The organism is Nocardioides sp. (assembly GCF_004803405.1).
Taxonomy (GTDB): Bacteria; Actinomycetota; Actinomycetes; order Propionibacteriales; family Nocardioidaceae; genus Nocardioides; species Nocardioides vastitatis.
Genome location: NZ_SSXI01000005.1, coordinates 12,830 through 30,219, shown reverse-complemented (window position 1 = coordinate 30,219; position 17,390 = coordinate 12,830). Strand labels below are relative to the sequence as shown.

At 71.4% G+C, this 17,390-nt stretch carries 17 protein-coding genes and 1 tRNA gene; 14 read left to right on the top strand and 4 right to left on the bottom strand.

The genetic code is table 11. The annotated features are described in order from the left end of the window. A partial coding sequence (locus tag E7Z54_RS00630) for a 2-oxoglutarate dehydrogenase E1 subunit family protein (protein ID WP_240769437.1) occupies positions 1-228 on the bottom strand: 228 nt, incomplete at its 3' end. A 247-nt stretch (positions 229-475) separates the two neighbouring features. Between E7Z54_RS00630 and E7Z54_RS00625 the strand changes: the two genes are divergently transcribed. Continuing rightward, on the top strand, positions 476-1,030 hold the full coding sequence (locus E7Z54_RS00625; protein ID WP_168798095.1) for a hypothetical protein: 555 nt from the start codon (positions 476-478) through the stop codon (positions 1,028-1,030). After that, positions 1,030-1,929 (top strand): LCP family protein, encoded by a 900-nt coding sequence (locus E7Z54_RS00620; protein WP_136430888.1) that lies wholly within the window; start codon positions 1,030-1,032, stop codon positions 1,927-1,929. The genes E7Z54_RS00625 and E7Z54_RS00620 overlap by 1 nt, the downstream gene beginning before the upstream one ends. Before the next feature lie 9 nt (positions 1,930-1,938). On the opposite strand, the gene rnhA is transcribed toward E7Z54_RS00620, so the two are convergent. Both rnhA and E7Z54_RS00610 read right to left on the bottom strand, forming a co-directional pair. Further along, on the bottom strand, positions 1,939-2,427 hold the full coding sequence (rnhA, locus tag E7Z54_RS00615; RefSeq protein ID WP_240769436.1) for a ribonuclease HI: 489 nt from the start codon (positions 2,425-2,427) through the stop codon (positions 1,939-1,941). A gap of 23 nt (positions 2,428-2,450) precedes the next feature. Continuing rightward, a tRNA-Arg gene (locus E7Z54_RS00610) sits at positions 2,451-2,523 on the bottom strand. Between the two features lie 85 nt (positions 2,524-2,608). On the opposite strand from E7Z54_RS00610, the gene argS reads away from it, so the two are divergent. Together argS and lysA are read left to right on the top strand one after the other, a co-directional pair. Beyond that, a complete protein-coding gene (argS, locus tag E7Z54_RS00605; RefSeq protein ID WP_136430886.1) occupies positions 2,609-4,291 on the top strand; it encodes an arginine--tRNA ligase in 1,683 nt (560 codons plus the stop codon). Between the two features lie 16 nt (positions 4,292-4,307). After that, complete coding sequence (lysA, locus tag E7Z54_RS00600; protein WP_136430885.1) at positions 4,308-5,702, top strand: diaminopimelate decarboxylase; 1,395 nt, start codon at positions 4,308-4,310, stop codon at positions 5,700-5,702. A 38-nt stretch (positions 5,703-5,740) separates the two neighbouring features. Here the strand turns inward: lysA and soxR are convergent, their stop codons facing one another. Further along, positions 5,741-6,208: a redox-sensitive transcriptional activator SoxR gene (gene soxR / locus E7Z54_RS00595; RefSeq protein ID WP_206055934.1), complete on the bottom strand. Its 468-nt coding sequence runs from the start codon at positions 6,206-6,208 to the stop codon at positions 5,741-5,743. Positions 6,209-6,245: 37 nt separating this feature from the next. On the opposite strand from soxR, the gene E7Z54_RS00590 reads away from it, so the two are divergent. The 10 genes from E7Z54_RS00590 (at position 6,246) to E7Z54_RS00545 (ending at position 17,362) form a co-directional block, all read left to right on the top strand. Further along, a complete protein-coding gene (locus E7Z54_RS00590; protein WP_136430883.1) occupies positions 6,246-7,196 on the top strand; it encodes a zinc-binding dehydrogenase in 951 nt (316 codons plus the stop codon). A gap of 81 nt (positions 7,197-7,277) precedes the next feature. Next, positions 7,278-8,588, top strand: coding sequence for a homoserine dehydrogenase (locus tag E7Z54_RS00585; protein ID WP_136430882.1), 1,311 nt, complete (start codon positions 7,278-7,280; stop codon positions 8,586-8,588). After that, entirely contained in the window at positions 8,585-9,682 is a 1,098-nt protein-coding gene (gene thrC, locus E7Z54_RS00580; protein WP_206055933.1) for a threonine synthase, read from the top strand. Before E7Z54_RS00585 ends, thrC begins: the two co-directional genes overlap by 4 nt. A gap of 4 nt (positions 9,683-9,686) precedes the next feature. Continuing rightward, entirely contained in the window at positions 9,687-10,607 is a 921-nt protein-coding gene (gene thrB / locus E7Z54_RS00575; RefSeq protein ID WP_136430881.1) for a homoserine kinase, read from the top strand. 234 nt (positions 10,608-10,841) lie between these two features. After that, entirely contained in the window at positions 10,842-12,887 is a 2,046-nt protein-coding gene (gene rho / locus E7Z54_RS00570) for a transcription termination factor Rho (RefSeq protein WP_136430880.1), read from the top strand. A gap of 150 nt (positions 12,888-13,037) precedes the next feature. Next, the gene (gene rpmE, locus E7Z54_RS00565) at positions 13,038-13,253 is read left to right on the top strand and encodes a 50S ribosomal protein L31 (protein ID WP_136430879.1); all 216 of its coding nucleotides are present in this window, start codon (positions 13,038-13,040) and stop codon (positions 13,251-13,253) included. Positions 13,254-13,423: 170 nt separating this feature from the next. Then, positions 13,424-14,497 (top strand): peptide chain release factor 1, encoded by a 1,074-nt coding sequence (gene prfA, locus E7Z54_RS00560; protein WP_136430878.1) that lies wholly within the window; start codon positions 13,424-13,426, stop codon positions 14,495-14,497. Position 14,498: 1 nt separating this feature from the next. Further along, positions 14,499-15,356, top strand: a complete 858-nt coding sequence (gene prmC / locus E7Z54_RS00555; RefSeq protein ID WP_136430877.1) for a peptide chain release factor N(5)-glutamine methyltransferase — start codon at positions 14,499-14,501, stop codon at positions 15,354-15,356. 43 nt (positions 15,357-15,399) lie between these two features. After that, on the top strand, positions 15,400-16,113 hold the full coding sequence (locus E7Z54_RS00550; RefSeq protein WP_240769435.1) for an L-threonylcarbamoyladenylate synthase: 714 nt from the start codon (positions 15,400-15,402) through the stop codon (positions 16,111-16,113). Beyond that, a complete protein-coding gene (locus tag E7Z54_RS00545) occupies positions 16,106-17,362 on the top strand; it encodes a glycosyltransferase family 4 protein (RefSeq protein WP_136430875.1) in 1,257 nt (418 codons plus the stop codon). Before E7Z54_RS00550 ends, E7Z54_RS00545 begins: the two co-directional genes overlap by 8 nt. Positions 17,363-17,390 lie beyond the last annotated feature (28 nt).

Below are 17,390 nucleotides of genomic sequence, written 5' to 3'. Positions count from 1 at the left end.
CGGCTTCGGGGGAGCGGCGGTCGCGGGCGCGGCGGGGGCCTTCGGTGCGGCGGTCGCCATACCGTTGCCGCCGGAGCCACCCTCACCCTTGAAGTAGGCGACCCAGGCCGGGTCGACGCTGCTCGGGTCGCTCTCGAACCGCTCCTTCATCTCCTCCACGAGCCATTCGTTGGCTCCGAAGTCCGCAGGAACGGGAGATCCGGTGGACTGGTCTGACGACTGCGTCACGACGTGCTTCGCCTCTTCCGATGAACTGGCCCCACCCGCCGCCGATAGCGGGCGGTTGTCGTCCGCAAGGCTAGTCCCCCCGCGAGGCAAATACCGATCCTCGGTCACCCTTTGGGGCATGGTGTTACCGAAGAGACACTCGGTAGAGGATCGAACCGTCAAGCGAACGGAGGCGCACCCGGTGCGCGCAACACCAGATCGCACGACCTCACAGAGGTGCGGCGGCCCATCTCGGCCGGCGCTGCTGTTGACGGCGCTGGTCATGCTGGTCGCCCTCGTCGGATGCTCGGGCGACGACGAGGGGTCGAAGAAGGACGCCGCTCCGACCTCCAGCGGCGAGACCGCCTCCGCCGTCGAGACCGACGCGAGGCTGGGGGTCGTCAAGGGCCGGCTCGGCAAGAAGAGGAGCCAGGGCGTCCTCACCGCGGTGACCGCGGTCGTCGAGCGCTGGTTCGACCGGGGGTACGGCGGCGACTACCCCCGCGGGGACTTCGGCGCCGCCTTCGGCGAGTTCACCAAGGACGCCCGGGCGCTCGCGGTGCGGCAGTCCGGGGTGACGAGCAACGCCAAGGTCGGCCCGAAGCTCGAAGGCGTCGAGATGGTCCGTCGGGCGATCCGCGTCGACGTGGCCGCGCCGAACGGTCGGCCCGCCGGCGCCACCGCCCGGGTCAGGCTGAAGTTCACGATGTCCGGTGGCGTCGAGCGCACCGACCTCGTCACGGGGCGGTTGCTCCTCACGCCCACCGAGGACGGCTGGAAGGTCTTCGGCTTCGATCTGCGACGCGGCGAGGAGGCCCCCTGATGCACACGGTGATTCGTACGACGATCCTGGGCGTGGTGCTCGGGCTGGTCGCCCTCGTCGTTCCCGACAGCACTCCTGGCCCGCAGGACTTCACGCTCGTGAAGGTCGAGCGAGCCGAGGGCGTCGACGTCGAGCCCGACATGATCTGGATCCTCGCCGTCGGGTCGGACGCGCGCCCGGGGGAGAACCCGCTCCGGGTCCGCGGCGATGCGCTCCAGATGGTCGGCATCAACACGAGGACCGGGGCCGCGACCTCGATCGGCATCCCGCGCGACAGCTGGGTCTCGATCCCGGGGGCGGGGTCGAACCGGGTCAACGCGGCTCTCTACTACGGCGGACCGCAACTGCTCGGGCGGACAGTCGGCAACCTGCTCGGCGTGCAGCCCGACTACGTCATGGTCGCGACGTTCGGTGGACTCGCCCGGATGGTGAGGGCGATCGGCGGAATCACCGTGGACAACCCCCGGCGGTTCTCCGACCAGTACCTCCAGCCCGGCGGCTACCGGAAGGGCAAGGTGCGCCTCAACGGCATGGAGGCCGTGGAGTTCGGCCGGATCCGCAAGACGCTCCCGGGCGGGGACTTCGACCGCTCCGCCAACCAGCAGCGGCTGCTGCGTGGCATTCACCGCAAGATCGTCGCCAAGGCGGACAAGCCCGGCTTCATCGAGACCGGGCTGATGAGCGTGGTGAGGAACCTGCACACCAAGGGCGTCTCGCCCAGCGAGCTGTTCCGGATCGCCCAGGCGGTGGCGCAGGTGGACCCGGGCAAGGTCACCGGCTGCGTGCTGCCCGGCGGCATCGGCAACGTCGGCGGCGCGTCCGTCGTCCTCCCGAACGTCGCCGCGGCCAAGCGCTACGGCAACGACGCCCGCAAGGACGCCACGATCAGGCGGTGCTAGGGGGACGTCTCAAGCGCTGCCGACCGCGGCGTCACGCGCCTCGCGGGCGCCCTGGCCCGCCAGCCCGTCCGCGCGCTCGTTCCCCGCGTCGCCGGCGTGGCCCTTGACCCAGTGCCACCGGACCTCGTGCCGGGCGGCCGCGGCCTCGAGCCGACGCCAGAGGTCCTCGTTCTTGACGGCCGCCTTCGCGGCCGTCTTCCAGCCGTTCGACTTCCACTTCGCGACCCACGACATGATGCCGTTGCGCACGTAGCTGCTGTCGGTGTGGAGGTCCACCACCGAGGGCCGCTTGAGCGCCTCGAGCGCCTGGATGGCCGCCATCAGCTCCATCCGGTTGTTCGTCGTGGCCGGCTCGCCGCCGTACAGGTCCTTCTCGTGGGGGCCGGACATGAGGACCGCACCCCAGCCGCCGGCGCCGGGGTTCCCGAGGCAGGCGCCGTCGGTGTAGATCGTCACGACGGGCTGGTCCGCTGGTCGAGTGGAGGTGTCGGGAGGCACGACACGGATCGTATGGCGAGGGGCGCCTCCGGCAGGATTCGAACCTGCGGCACCTGGTACCGGAAACCAGTGCTCTATCCCCTGAGCTACGGAGGCATGCCCGCTGTAGAGCGGGCGGTGACGAACCTTACCGGGCGATATCGGTGCGAGAGAAACCGGAGCCCGCCGATAGGCTTGCCCGGTGACTCCCGCCCAGCTCTCCGCCACCATTGTCGACGGTCTCGCCGCTCTCGTCGACGACGGTTCGCTGACCCTGCCCGACGGACTCCCGGCAGAGGTCACCGTGGAGCGTCCGCGCCAGAAGGGGCACGGCGACTACGCCACCAACGTCGCTCTCCAGCTGGCGAAGCGGAGCCTGATCGGGGGCGAGAGCACCAACCCGCGGGCCCTCGGCGAGCTGCTCGCGGCGCAGCTGCGTGAGTCCGAGGGGATCAGCAGCGTCGAGGTCGCCGGACCGGGCTTCCTCAACATCACAGTCGAGGCCGGCTCACAGGGCCGGGTGGCCGCCGAGATCGTCGCCGCCGGTGAGTCCTACGGTCACACCGCGACCGCGGCCGGCCAGAAGATCAACCTCGAGTTCATCTCGGCCAACCCCACCGGTCCGCTGCACCTGGGACACACCCGGTGGGCGGTCCTCGGGGACGCCGTCGGTCGGGTGCTCAGCGCGGCCGGCGCCGAGGTGACGCGCGAGTTCTACATCAACGACCGCGGTGTGCAGATGGACAAGTTCGCCGCCTCGCTCATCGCCGCGGCCCTCGGCGAGCCGACCCCGGAGGGGGGCTACGCCGGCGGCTACATCGACGACCTCGCGAAGGCGGTGGCCGAGGCGAGCCCGGGCATCTTCGACCTCCCACCCGACGAGCGACTGGCGGCCGTCCGGGCCAAGGGCTACGAGCTCCAGCTCCGGGAGCAGCAGGAGACGCTGGCGCGGTTCAACACGAACTTCGACGTGTGGTTCTCCGAGCTGTCGCTGCACGCGTCCGGCTCGGTCCCGGAGACCCTCGCTCGCCTGAAGGACCTCGGTCACGTCTACGAGGAGGACGGTGCGCTGTGGATGCGCACCACCGACTTCGGCGACGACAAGGACCGGGTGCTCATCAAGTCCGACGGCGAGCTCACCTACTTCGCCTCCGACACGGCCTACTACCTCAGCAAGCGCGAACGTGGGTTCGACCACTGCATCTACATGCTCGGCGCCGACCACCACGGCTACGTCGGGCGGCTCAAGGCCATGGCCGCGTGCGTGGGCGACGACCCGGCGGAGACGCTGGACGTGATGATCGGTCAGCTGGTCAAGATCCTGCGCAACGGCGAGGAGCTCAAGCTCTCCAAGCGCGCGGGGACACTCGTCACACTCAACGAGCTCGCCGACGAGATCGGCGTCGACGCGCTGAGGTACTCCCTCGCCCGCTACCCGGCCGACAGTCCGCTGACCCTGGACGTCGCGGAGATCACCAAGGCGTCGAACGACAACCCCGTCTACTACGTCCAGTACGCCCACGCCCGCACCTGCCGGATGATGGAGAACGCCGGTGAGCTCGGGATGTCGCTGCCGGACGACTACGACCCGTCCCTGCTGTCCCACGAGCGGGACGGACAGCTGTTGCGCGCGTTGGCGGAGTTCCCGCGGGTGGTGGCGAGCGCGGCCGAGCTCCGCGAGCCGCACCGGATCGCGCGCTACCTGGAGGACATGGCGTCGGTCTTCAACAAGTGGTACGACACCAAGGAGTGCCGGATGCTCCCGCAGGGCGATGAGCCGGTCACGCCGACGAACGAGGCCCGCCTCGTGCTCGTCGCGGCGACGCGGACCGTCCTCGCCAACGGCCTCGGACTGCTCGGCGTCTCCGCGCCCGAGCGCATGTGACCGGGGGAGGGGACCGATGACCCACGAAGCGGGCTGGGCGCACGCGCCCGGCGCCCTCCGCGGCCCGTCCTGGCTCCAGCCGCCGCGCGACGCCAACGCGATCGTGCCGCTGCTGTGGTCGAGCACCGCGCACAAGACCGAGACCGGCGACCTCGTGGTCGGCGGCGTGCCGGTCGCCGACCTCGTCGCCGAGCACAACACGCCGGCCTACGTCCTCGACGAAGCGGACTTCCGGGCCCGCGCCCGGGCGTTCCGTGACGCGTTCAGCGACTTCGACGTGTACTACGCCGGCAAGGCATTCCTCTGCACCGCCGTCGCCCGGTGGGTCCAGGAGGAGGGCCTGTGTCTCGACGTGTGCTCGGCCGGGGAGCTCACGGTGGCGCTGCGGGCGGGCTTCGATCCGGCGCGGATCGGCTACCACGGCAACAACAAGAGCGTCGCCGAGCTCCGTCGCGCCGTCGCCGAGGGTGTCGGTCGGATCATCGTCGACTCCGTCCAGGAGATCGACCGGCTCGCGATGGTGGTCCAGGACACCGGGCTCACAGCCCGGGTGATGGTGCGGGTGACGGCCGGCGTCGAGGCGCACACCCACGAGTACATCGCCACTGCGCACGAGGACCAGAAGTTCGGCTTCTCGATCACGTCGGGGGACGCGTTCGAGGCGGTCCGCCGCATCACGGAGACCCCTGGTATCGAGCTGCTGGGCCTCCACTCCCACATCGGGAGCCAGATCTTCGACTCCTCGGGCTTCGAGGTCGCCGCCCGCCGTGTGCTCGCCCTCCACGCGCGGGTCTCCGATGAGCTCGCCGTGACGATGCCCGAGATGGACCTCGGCGGCGGGTTCGGCATCGCCTACACGACCCAGGACGATCCCAGCGACCCCGCGCAGCTCGCCACCGAGATGGGCAAGATCGTCGAGCACGAGTGCCGGGCGCTGGGCGTCGCGGAGCCGCGGCTCTCCATCGAGCCCGGCCGCGCGATCGTCGGCCCCGCGATGTGCACGGTGTACACCGTCGGCACGGTCAAGCCGGTGGCCCTCGACGCGGGTGCGGTGCGCACCTACGTCAGCGTCGACGGGGGCATGAGCGACAACATCCGCACGGCGCTGTACGACGCCGACTACTCCTGCACGCTCGCGAACCGCCGCTCGGAGGCGCCGCCGGTCCTCGCCCGCGTGGTCGGCAAGCACTGCGAGGCCGGCGACATCGTCGTACGCGACGAGTTCCTGCCGGGGGACGTCGCGCCGGGGGATCTCGTCGCGGTCCCGGGCACCGGCGCGTACTGCCGGTCGATGGCGTCCAACTACAACCACGCGCTCCGACCACCGGTGATCGCGGTCAGGGACGGGCAGGCGCGGGTACTCGTCCGCCGGGAGACCGAGGACGACCTCCTCGCCACCGATCTGGGCTGAGCCGGGCGGCCGTGTCGGCCGATCCTCGGGCACCGCGGTCAGGCGCGCGGCCGCTCCAGCCGGACCGCCCCGGGGCCGTACCGCTCGAGCTGGTCCCCGGGATTGATCAGGGAGCAGGCCTTCAGCGACAGGCAGCCGCAGCCGATGCAGCCCGTGAGATCGTCGCGCAGGGACTGGAGCTGGGCGATCCGCTCGTCCAGGTTCTTCTGCCAGCGCCTCGACAGTCGCTCCCAGTCGATCTTGGTGGGCGTCCGACTCTCGGGCAGCGTGGCGAGTGCCTCGCGGATCTCGGCGAGGGAGATCCCGACCCGCTGGGAGACCCTGATGAAGGCGATCCGGCGCAGCACGTCGCGGTGGTAGCGGCGCTGGTTGCCGGCGGTGCGGACGCTCGTGATCAGGCCCTCGCGCTCGTAGAAATGAAGGGCGGAGACGGTCACCCCGGCTCTTCGGGCGACGTCTCCGGGGGTCAGGTCGTGGCTGCGCAGGGCTCGGTTCAGGTCGGTCATTGACCTGAACAATACTTGAGGTTGTCTAGTGGAGCCCATGAGAGCGATTCGACAGCACACCTTCGGCCCTCCGGACGTCCTGCAGATCGAGGAGCTGCCCGATCCCGAGCCTGCTGCCGGACAGCTGCGCATCGCCGTCGAGGCGGCGGGCGTGCACCGGCTCGACACCTCGATCCGCGCCGGGCTCGGCCTGTCCACGACGCCGTTGCCGGAGCTGCCGATGGTGCCGGGGCGCGAGGTCGCCGGTCTGGTCGACCGGGTCGGCGACGGCGTGGACGACAGCTGGCGGGGTCGGCGGGTCGTCGCCCATCTCGGCGCCGGCGCCAGCGGCGGCTACGCCGAGCTCGTGCTCGTCGACAGTGCGCGTGCCTACGAGGTGCCCGAGGGCCTCGACGCCCGCACCGCGGTCGCCGCGATCGGCACCGGCCGGACGGCTGCGGGCGTGCTGGACCATGCCCGGATCACCGCCGACGACGTGGTGGTCGTCACCTCGGCCGCCGGAGGCATGGGCAGCCTGCTGCTCCAGGGGGCGCGCAACGCCGGCGCGCGCACGGTGGGACTCGCCGGCGGCGCCAAGCTCGACGTCGTGCGGCGTTTCGGTGCCCACACCGTGATCGACTACCGCACCCCGGGATGGGCCGCCGAGCTCCGTGCCGCCGAGCCGCGCCTCACCCTGCTGCTCGACGGCGTGGGTGGGGAGACGGCCCGGACCCTTCACGGCATGCTCGAGCCAGGTGGCCGGATGGTGCGGTTCTCCGGCGACCAGGACGGGTACGACGCCCCGGACCGGCCGATCCTCGACGTGCTCGGACCGGCCATCGTGAGCCGCCTGGCCGAGTTCGAGAAGGACGCGCTGGCGGCCGCCGCCGCCGGCTCGCGCGTCCCGCACGTGGGCTCGGTGTTCGCTCTCGCCGACGCCGCCGAGGCGCACCGTGCGCTCGAGGCGCGGGCCTCGGTCGGCAAGGTCGTGCTGGTGACGGAGCGCTGACGCCGGCCCCGACGGGCCGGCCTCTGTCCGCGATGCACCGTCCCCCTCCGAGGTGATCGGCCGCGCCGATACCCTTGACCGGTGAACAGTCCTCTCAAGGTGGCCGTGCTCGGCTGCGGCTCGGTCGGGTCGCAGGTGGTGCGCCTCCTCGGCGAGCAGGCCGACGACCTGGCAGCGCGGGTCGGTGCCCGTGTCGAGCTCGCCGGGGTCGCCGTACGACGTCTGGACGCGGCGCGCGAGGTGGACGTCCCCGCCGGACTGCTCACCACCGACGCCGTCGGGCTCGTCACCCGCGACGACATCGACCTGGTCATCGAGGTGATCGGCGGCATCGAGCCGGCCCGTTCGCTCATCCTGGCGGCGCTGGAGAACGGTGCCTCGGTCGTCACGGCCAACAAGGCGCTGCTGGCGGAGGACGGCGCGACGCTGTTCGAGGCCGCCGAGAAGGCGGGTCGCGACCTCTACTACGAGGCGGCCGTCGCCGGAGCGATCCCGATCCTGCGGCCGCTGCGCGAGTCGCTCGCCGGTGACAAGGTCACCCGCGTGCTCGGCATCGTCAACGGCACCACCAACTTCATCCTCGACAAGATGGACACCTCGGGTGCCGGCTTCGCCGACGCACTCGAGGAGGCCCAGGCGCTCGGGTACGCCGAGGCGGACCCGACCGCTGACGTCGAGGGTTTCGACGCCGCCGCGAAGGCCGCGATCCTGGCGAGCCTGGCCTTCCACTCCCGCGTGACGGCGGCCGACGTGCACCGCGAGGGCATCACCGACGTCACCGCCGGCGACGTCCGCTCCGCGCGCGACATGGGCAGCGTGGTGAAGCTGCTCGCGATCGCCGAGCTCCGCGAGGACGCCAGCGGCGAGGCCGAGGGAGCGATCAGCGTCCGCGTCCACCCGGCGATGATCCCGAGGTCCCACCCGCTGGCCAGCGTGCGCGAGGCGTACAACGCGGTCTTCGTCGAGTCCGAGGCCGCCGGCCAGCTGATGTTCTACGGGCCTGGCGCCGGCGGGGCGCCGACCGCGAGCGCGGTGCTCGGCGACCTCGTCACGGTCGCGCGCAACCACCGGCAGGGCACCCGCGGCGTGGGTGAGTCCGCCTATGCCGACCGGGCCGTGCTGCCGATGGGTGAGACTCTCACCCGCTACCACGTGGCGATCGACGTCGACGACCGTGCGGGCGTGCTGGCCGCGGTCGCGCAGGCTTTCGCCGAGCACGGCGTCTCGATCCAGACCGTGCGCCAGGAGGGCAGGGGCGACGACGCCCAGCTCGTCGTGGTCTCGCACGAGGCGACCGACGCAGCGCTGTCCGCGACGGTCGAGCAGCTGCGGGAGATGGACATCGTCCGAGAGGTCACCTCGGTGATGCGGGTCGAGGGGACCGACGAATGAGTGGTGCGAACGGCGTGAGCGGGCAGGGCCTGTCGGCGAGCCGGCAGTGGCGCGGCGTCATCGAGGAGTACCGCGAACTGCTCGACATCCCGGAGGGCACTCCCGCGGTCACCTTGCGTGAGGGCGGCACGCCGCTGGTCCACTCGGAGTGGCTCTCCGGCCTGACCGGAGCCGAGGTCTGGCTCAAGGTCGAGGGCAACAACCCGACCGGCTCGTTCAAGGATCGCGGCATGACGACCGCGATCTCGGTCGCGCTGGCGGAGGGGGCCAAGGCCGTCGTCTGCGCCTCGACCGGCAACACCTCCGCCTCGATGGCCGCGTACGCCGCCAAGGCGGGCCTGACGCCCGTCGTGCTCGTGCCCGAGGGAAAGATCGCCGCCGGCAAGATGGCGCAGGCGGTGCTTCACGGGTCCCAGGTGATCCAGGTCCGCGGCAACTTCGACGACTGTCTGCGGATGGCGCGGGAGATGGCCTGGCACTACCCGGTCTCGCTGGTGAACTCGGTCAACCCGGTCCGGCTCCAGGGCCAGAAGACCGCCGCCTTCGAGATCTGCGACTTCCTCGGCGACGCGCCCGACTTCCACCTGCTGCCGGTCGGCAACGCGGGCAACATCGCGGCGTACTGGCTCGGCTACACCCAGTACGCCGCACTCGGTCGCGCCACGAAGCGGCCCGTGATGCGGGGCTTCCAGGCCGAGGGCGCCGCACCGTTGGTCACCGGCGAGCCGTTCCCCGACCCCGAGACCGCCGCCACCGCGATCCGGATCGGCAACCCGGCGTCGTGGAAGCTCGCCGAAGCGGCCCGTGACGAGTCGGGCGGTCGGTTCGCAGCGGTCTCCGACCCGCAGATCCTCGCCGCCCAGAAGGAGCTGGCTGCCCACGACGGCGTCTTCGTCGAGCCGGCCTCGGCCGCCGGCGTCGCCGGGCTGCTCGCCGAGCTCGCCGCTGGGGAGTCCTACCGCGGCAGGACCGTCGCGATCACGGTGACCGGCCATGGCCTGAAGGACATCGCCACGGCGCTCGAGGGCCTCACCCTGCCGGACCTGGTCGTGGACGCCGATGTCGATGCGGCCGCGCGCGCGGCGGGCCTGTGAGCCGATGACGTTCGTCGACGGACCCGTCCGGGTGACCGTACCCGCGACGTCCGCGAACCTCGGCCCAGGCTTCGACGCGCTCGGCCTCGCCCTCGAGCTGCGCGACGACCTCGAGGCCGAGGTCACCCCGGGCGGGCTCGCGATCGAGGTCAGCGGGTTCGGCGAGGACGAGGTCCCGCTGGACGAGCGCCACCTGGTGGTGCGGGCCATGCGTGCGACGTTCGACCGCCTCGCGGTCACCCCACCGGGCCTGCGGCTGACGTGCAAGAACGTGATCCCGCATGCCCGTGGCCTCGGTTCGTCGTCCGCGGCGATCGTTGCCGGCGTATGGCTGGCCCGCGAGCTGGTCGCCGGCGGACGCCTGCTGCTCGACGACACCGCCCTGCTCGACCTCGCCGCGCAGATCGAGGGTCACCCGGACAACGTGGCTCCGGCCCTCCTCGGAGGATTCGTGATCGCCGGCCAGGACCCCGACGGCTCCTTCTACGCCGTCCCCGGCTCCGTCGACCCGCGCATCAGCACGGTCGTGTTCGTGCCGACCACCCCGGTCTCGACCGAGGCTGCGCGTGGTCTGCTGCCCGCCGAGGTCCCGCACGGGGATGCCGCGGCCAACGCCGGCCGGGCGGCCCTCCTGGTCGCGGCGCTCGACAGCCGCCCCGAGCAGCTGCTCCGGGCGACCGAGGACCGGCTGCACCAGCAGTACCGCCGCCCCGCCATGCCCGAGAGCCTCGCGCTGGTGGAGGCCCTGCGCGAGGACGGTTTGCCTGCCGTCGTGTCCGGCGCCGGCCCCACGGTCCTCGCGTTCGCCGACGGCGTCGGTACGACGACCACGGCCGGCCTGCTCCGGCGTTGCCCGGACGGATGGGAGGCCCACGCGCTGGCGATCAGCAGCGTGGGGGCCGCGCCGGTGGTGGAACCTCGCTGATCCGCCGTCCTCGGGTGGTACATTGACTGTGCGCCCAGAGATCTCGGCGCCGCGCGAGCCCCTTCGAGGGCCCGCCCTCCTCCGGCCCGGGCCGACACCGATCGGCTCGATCAGGTCTGCACCACGATCTGCGTCGACAGAGCCGTTCCGGTCGGAGAAGAAGTCAGTCCAGTTTGCCGTTCCGCCGGGTACAGCCCGGATTGGGAACGTGCGTGATACGTGGGAAGGACTCACGTGACAGAGACCCTCGACTCCACCGCGCCCGCCGCCGAGCAGAGCGGCGCCCCCAGGAAGCGCGGCGGTGGACTCAACTCGATGCTGCTCGCGGACCTCAAGGCGATGGCCGGCGGGATGGGCATCCCCCGTGCCGGCAGCATGAAGAAGGCCCAGCTCATCGAGGCCATCAAGGCGGCGCAGTCCGCGTCACGCGGCGGCGACACCGGCGACAGCGGCGATGGGGGCGATGGTGGTCGCGGCGCGCGCCGTCAGCCCGAGGCCGTTGACTCGGGCGCGAACCCCGAGCAGGCCGAGAAGCCCGCCAGGTCGGAGCGGGCCGAAAGGCCTGAGCGGGCCGACCAGGCGGGCACGCCCGACCAGGCGCCTGTCGCCCGGGACGAGCAGGCGGCCGAGGCTGCCCCGGAGCAGCCGCCCACTCCGACGAAGGACGCGGGTGCCGAGGAGTCCGCGCGGTCCGACGAGCAGACCAGGAAGGCCGACAAGCCCGAGCGAGGTGGCCAGGGCAAGCAGGGTGGCCAGCAGAGGCAGGGCGGCCAGGACAAGCAGGGCGGCCAGGACAAGCAGGGCGGCCAGGACAAGCAGGGCGGCCAGCAGAAGCAGGGCGGCGGCCAGGCGAAGCAGGACAAGCAGGATGCCCAGGCCAAGCAGGACAAGCAGGGCGGGCAGGCCAAGCCGGACCAGAACCGCCAGGACCAGAACCGGCAGGACCGCCAGGACCAGAACCGGCAGAACCGGCAGGACCGCCAGGACCGGCAGGACCAGGACCGGCAGGATCAGGATCGGCTGGACCAGGACGACCAGGACGGCGACGGCGAGGGCGGCAGCCGCCGCAACCGTCGCCGGCGCGGCCGGGACCGCGACCGCACCGCGCGGGGCACCCGCGAGCCTGACACCGAGGTGCGTGAGGACGACGTCCTGGTTCCGGCTGCGGGCATCCTCGACGTACTCGACAACTACGCGTTCGTGCGGACCAGCGGCTACCTCGCCGGCTCTGACGACGTCTACCTGTCGCTGTCCCTCGTCCGGAGGTACGGCCTGCGCCGCGGCGATGCGATCACCGGACAGGTGCGCCAACCCCGAGAGGGCGAGCGCCGGGAGAAGTTCAACCCGATGGTCCGCATCGACACGGTCAACGGCCTGGACCCCGAGCAGGCGAAGAACCGGGTCGAGTTCTCCAAGCTCACCCCGCTCTACCCCACCGAGCGACTGCGGATGGAGACCACGCCCGACAACCTGACGGGCCGGGTCATCGACATCGCCTCGCCCATCGGCAAGGGTCAGCGCGGTCTGATCGTCTCGCCCGCCAAGGCCGGCAAGACGATGATCATGCAGTCGATCGCGAACTCGATCACGACGAACAACCCCGAGTGCCACCTGATGGTCGTCCTGGTCGACGAGCGGCCGGAGGAGGTCACCGACTTCGAGCGCTCGGTCAAGGGCGAGGTCATCGCGAGCACCTTCGACCGCCCGGCGAGCGACCACACGACGGTGGCCGAGCTGGCCATCGAGCGTGCGAAGCGCCTCGTCGAGCTCGGCCACGACGTCGTGGTCCTGCTTGACGGGATCACGAGGCTGGGAAGGGCGTACAACCTCTCCACGCCGGCGTCCGGGAGGATCCTCTCCGGTGGCGTCGACTCGGCGGCGCTCTACCCGCCGAAGAAGTTCTTCGGGGCTGCGCGCAACGTCGAGAACGGCGGGTCCCTGACCATTCTCGCCACCGCGCTCGTCGAGTCCGGCTCGAAGATGGACGAGGTGATCTTCGAGGAGTTCAAGGGCACCGGGAACATGGAGATCCGGCTTCGCCGCGAGCTTGCCGAGAAGCGGATGTTCCCCGCGATCGACGCGGTCGCATCCGGTACCCGGCGTGAGGAGATGCTCATGGGCAGGGAGGAGCTGGAGATCGTCTGGAAGCTTCGTCGCGTCCTCGCCAACCTGGACGGCACCCAGGGCCTCGAGCTGCTCCTGGAGCGGCTCAGGAAGTCGAAGACGAACTACGAGTTCCTGCTGCAGGTGCAGAAGACCACCCCGGCCGACGGGGCCTGAGCGGCTCGGGAATCCGCGACCGCGTTCCGCGGTTGAGGAGTGGCCGTCACCGATTCGTCGGCATCCGGCCGGATCCGTAGAATGGCTCGGTCAGTCCCGGTTCACGCCTCGCGTCGTGTGCGGCGACCCGGGACATAGTGAGAGGACACCATGAAGAAGGACATCCACCCCGACTACGTCGTGACCCAGGTGACCTGCACCTGTGGTGCCCAGTTCACGACGCGCAGCACCGCGACCTCCGGCACGATCCACGCCGACGTCTGCTCGCAGTGCCACCCGTTCTACACCGGCAAGCAGAAGATCCTCGACACCGGCGGCCGCGTCGCCCGCTTCGAGGCCCGCTACGCCAAGGCCACCAAGAAGTAGCTGCCTGACCGCGCCGGTCGCCCCGCCTTCGGGTGGGTCGACCGGCGTTCGTCATTTGCACGCCCGCAGGTCGGAGGTCTCCCTGCACTTCTCGGGCGTTGCAACGGCCGGGAAGTGCAGGAATCGCCGGTTAACCGGTGAAACCTGCAGCCCCCAACCAAGGAGTCCCGATGTTCGAAGCCGTCGAGGGGATGCTCGCCGAGCACGCCGAGCTCGAGACGAGGCTCGGCCTGCCCGAGACCCACGCCGACGCTCGGCTCGCACGCTCCTTGAACCGCCGTTACGCGGAGCTCAACGCGATCATCGCGACCTGGCGCGAGTGGCGACAGCACAGCGAGGACGCGGAGGCCGCCCGTGAGCTGGCCGCGGACGACCCGTCCTTCGCCGACGAGGTCGACGCGATCCTCCAGCAGCGTGAGTCCGCGGCCGAGCGGCTCCGCCGCCTGCTGGTGCCGCGGGACCCCACCGACGACAAGGACGCCATCCTCGAGGTGAAGTCAGGGGAGGGCGGCGAGGAGAGTGCCCTCTTCGCCGGCGACCTGCTCCGCATGTACAGCCGCTACGCCGAGCGCCGGGGCTGGAAGACCGAGATCCTGGATGCCACCGAGTCCGACCTCGGCGGATACAAGTCGGTCACCGTCGCGGTGAAGGGCACGGGGTCGCCCGAGCCCGGTCAGACGCCGTACGCCCTGCTCAAGTTCGAGGGCGGCGTGCACCGCGTGCAGCGGGTGCCGGTCACCGAGTCACAGGGCCGGATCCACACCTCGGCGGCCGGGGTGCTGGTGATGCCCGAGGCTGAGCAGGTCGACGTGGAGATCAACGAGAACGACCTCCGCATCGACGTCTTCCGCTCGTCCGGACCGGGCGGCCAGAGTGTCAACACCACCGATTCCGCCGTCCGGATCACGCACCTGCCGACCGGCATCGTGGTGAGCTGCCAGAACGAGAAGTCGCAGCTGCAGAACAAGGAGCAGGCGATGCGGATCCTCCGCGCCCGGATGCTGCAGGCCGCACAGGACGCGGCCGACGCCGAGGCCAGCGACGCGCGCCGCAGCCAGGTCCGCACCGTCGACCGGTCCGAGCGGATCCGCACCTACAACTACCCCGAGAACCGGATCTCCGACCACCGCACGGGCTACAAGTCCTACAACCTCGACCAGGTGCTCGACGGGGACCTCCAGCCGCTGCTCGACTCGTGCGTCGACACCGACATGGCGGCCCGTCTCGCGGCGCTGGAGGACTGACATGGCACAGGCCCGGGCGCTGTTGAGGGAGGCCGCCGAACGGCTCCGCGCCGCCGGGGTCGCCAGCCCCGAGCACGATGCCGGCGAGCTGCTCGCTCACGTGCTGGGCACCCGTCGGTCCCAGCTCCTCCTCCTCGACGAGGTCGCCGAGAGCGCGGTGGGCGCGTACGACGACCTCGTGGTGCGGCGCGCGGCCCGGGAGCCCCTGCAGCACCTGGTCGGCCGGGCCTGGTTCCGCCACGTCTCGGTCGAGGTCGGGCCCGGGGTGTTCGTGCCGCGCCCGGAGACGGAGCTTCTCGCCGGCTGGGCGGTCGAGCAGGCGCGGGCCGCGGCGGCCTCCTCCGGACGGCCGCCCGTGGTGGCCGACCTCTGCACCGGCTCGGGCGTGATCGCTCGCAGCATCGCCGACGAGGTCCCCGAGGCACGCGTGCACGCGGTCGAGCTCGACCCGGCCGCGCACGCGTGGGCCGAGCGCAACCTCGCCGGCACGGGAGTGGAGCTCCGCCTGGGGGACCTGTCCTCGGCCTTCGACGACCTTGCGGGTACCGTCGACGTGCTGGTGAGCAACCCGCCCTACGTGCCGCTCGAGGCGTGGGAGTCGGTGGCCGTGGAGGCCCGCGACCACGACCCGCACCTCGCGCTGTTCTCGGGTGAGGACGGGTTGGATGCGGTCCGCGCGATCGAGGCGCGCGGCGTCGTGCTGCTGCGAGCGGGCGGAGTCGTCGGCGTCGAGCACGCCGACGTCCAGGGCGAGTCGGCGCCCGCGGTGTTCAGTGGCAGCGGCCGGTGGGAGGAGGTCCGCGACCACCGGGACCTCGCCGGGCGGCCGCGGTACCTCACGGCACGCCGCCCACGCTGACCACCACGACGAGGAACGGCCAACCGATGGGAGGATGCACATCGTGAGTGCCGAGCGGTTTCAGACGCAGACCGACGAAGAGCGCGAGGCGGCGATCGATGCCGCGAGCCGCGCCGTCAGACGCGGACGTCTCGTGGTCATCCCTACCGACACCGTCTACGGCGTCGGCGCCGACGCCTTCGATCCCGACGCCGTGGCGCGCCTGCTCGGCGCGAAGGGTCGCGGCCGGGAGATGCCCCCGCCCGTCCTGGTCAGCTCGACGGGGACGCTCGAGGCGCTGGCCTCGCGGGTGCCGAGCTACGTGACGGTACTGGTCCAGCAGTTCTGGCCGGGCGCGCTGACCATCGTGTGCCACCAGCAGCCGTCGCTCCAGTGGGACCTGGGCGAGACGCGCGGCACGGTGGCCGTGCGGATGCCCGACCATGAGCTGACCCGAGCCCTGCTCGACCGCACCGGCCCGCTTGCCGTCAGCTCGGCCAACCTCACCGGCCGACCCGCGGCGGTCGACGCCGACGAGGCGATGGAGATGCTGGGGGAGGCCGTGGCGGTCGTGGTCGACGGCGGCGCGTCGCCGGGCGGTGTCGCCTCGACGATCCTGGACGCGACGGGCGACCGGCCGCGCCTGCTCCGCCTCGGCGCGATCTCCGTCGAGGAGCTGGACGCGGCGCTCGCCGAGCTCGGGATCACCGTCGACACCGGCGAGCCCGGCACCGACGCGGACGACAGCGGCGAGGGGGCCGAGTCGCAGGATGCGTGAGTACGTCGTCGTGTTCCTGGTCGCCGCCACGGTCACCTACCTGCTGACCGTGGTCGCCAGGGAGATCGCCATCCGCACCGGAGCGGTGGCGAAGGTGCGCGACCGCGACGTCCACGCAGAGCCGGTCCCCTATCTGGGCGGTCTCGCGATGATGGGCGGGCTCTTCGCGGCCTACCTCATCGCGAGGGAGCTCCCGTTCCTCAGTACGGCGAACCCGTTCGTCTTCGAGGACGCGCTCGCGGTGCTGTCGGCCGGGGCGCTCGTGTGCGCGGTCGGCGTCATCGACGACATCTTCGACCTCGACGCGCTCACCAAGTTCGGCGGGCAGGTGCTCGCCGTGGGTGTGCTGGTCTACTCCGGGATCCAGTTCCGCTATTTCTACCGGTCCCAGGGCGAGGTCTTCTCGCTCGACGCGGCGCAGGGCGCGTTGCTGACGGCGCTCGTCGTCGTCGCGACGGTCAACGCGGTCAACTTCATCGACGGCCTGGACGGGCTGGCGGCCGGGGTGATCGGTATCAGCGCCTCGGCGTTCTTCCTCTTCTGCTACTCGCTGGCCTTCCTCAACGGCGTCACGTTGGCGACCACCGGCGCGCTGCTGTCCGCGGCGTTGGCCGGCGCCTGCGCCGGGTTCCTGGTCCACAACTTCCACCCGGCCCGGGTCTTCATGGGCGACAGCGGGTCGATGCTGATCGGCCTGGTCCTCTCGGCCACCGCGATCACGGTCACCACCCAGTTCTCGCCCGGTGACCTCGCGGAGGGTGCGGACGGCGCGCGGGCCAGCCTGCTGCCCGTGCTGCTGCCGGTGGCGCTGCCGATCATGATCCTGATCGTCCCGCTGGCGGACCTGGTCCTCGCCGTCGTACGACGAACGCGAGCGGGGCGGTCGCCGTTCGCCCCCGACAAGCAGCACCTGCACCATCGCCTGCTCGAGATCGGCCACTCCCACCGGCGGGCGGTGATCATCATGTGGCTCTGGGCGGGTCTGATCGCCTTCGGCGTGGTCGTCGCCAGCCTGTTCACCGGCATGACGGTGTGGATCGCCCTGGTGCTGAGCCTGGTGGCCACGGTCGCCCTCACCTTCGCGCTGCCCATGGTCCACAGCCCCGACCTCGAAACGTCGCAGGAGGAGCCGAGCGAGGACCCGGAGCGGGTGGCGGAGGCGGCCCCCGCGGAGGCACCCGAGAGCCCCGAAGGCGTCGCGATCGAGCCTGCGGCAGAGGCCGATTCGAAGCCTGCCGAGACCTTGTGATAACTTTCACGAACTCCGGGAGAGACCA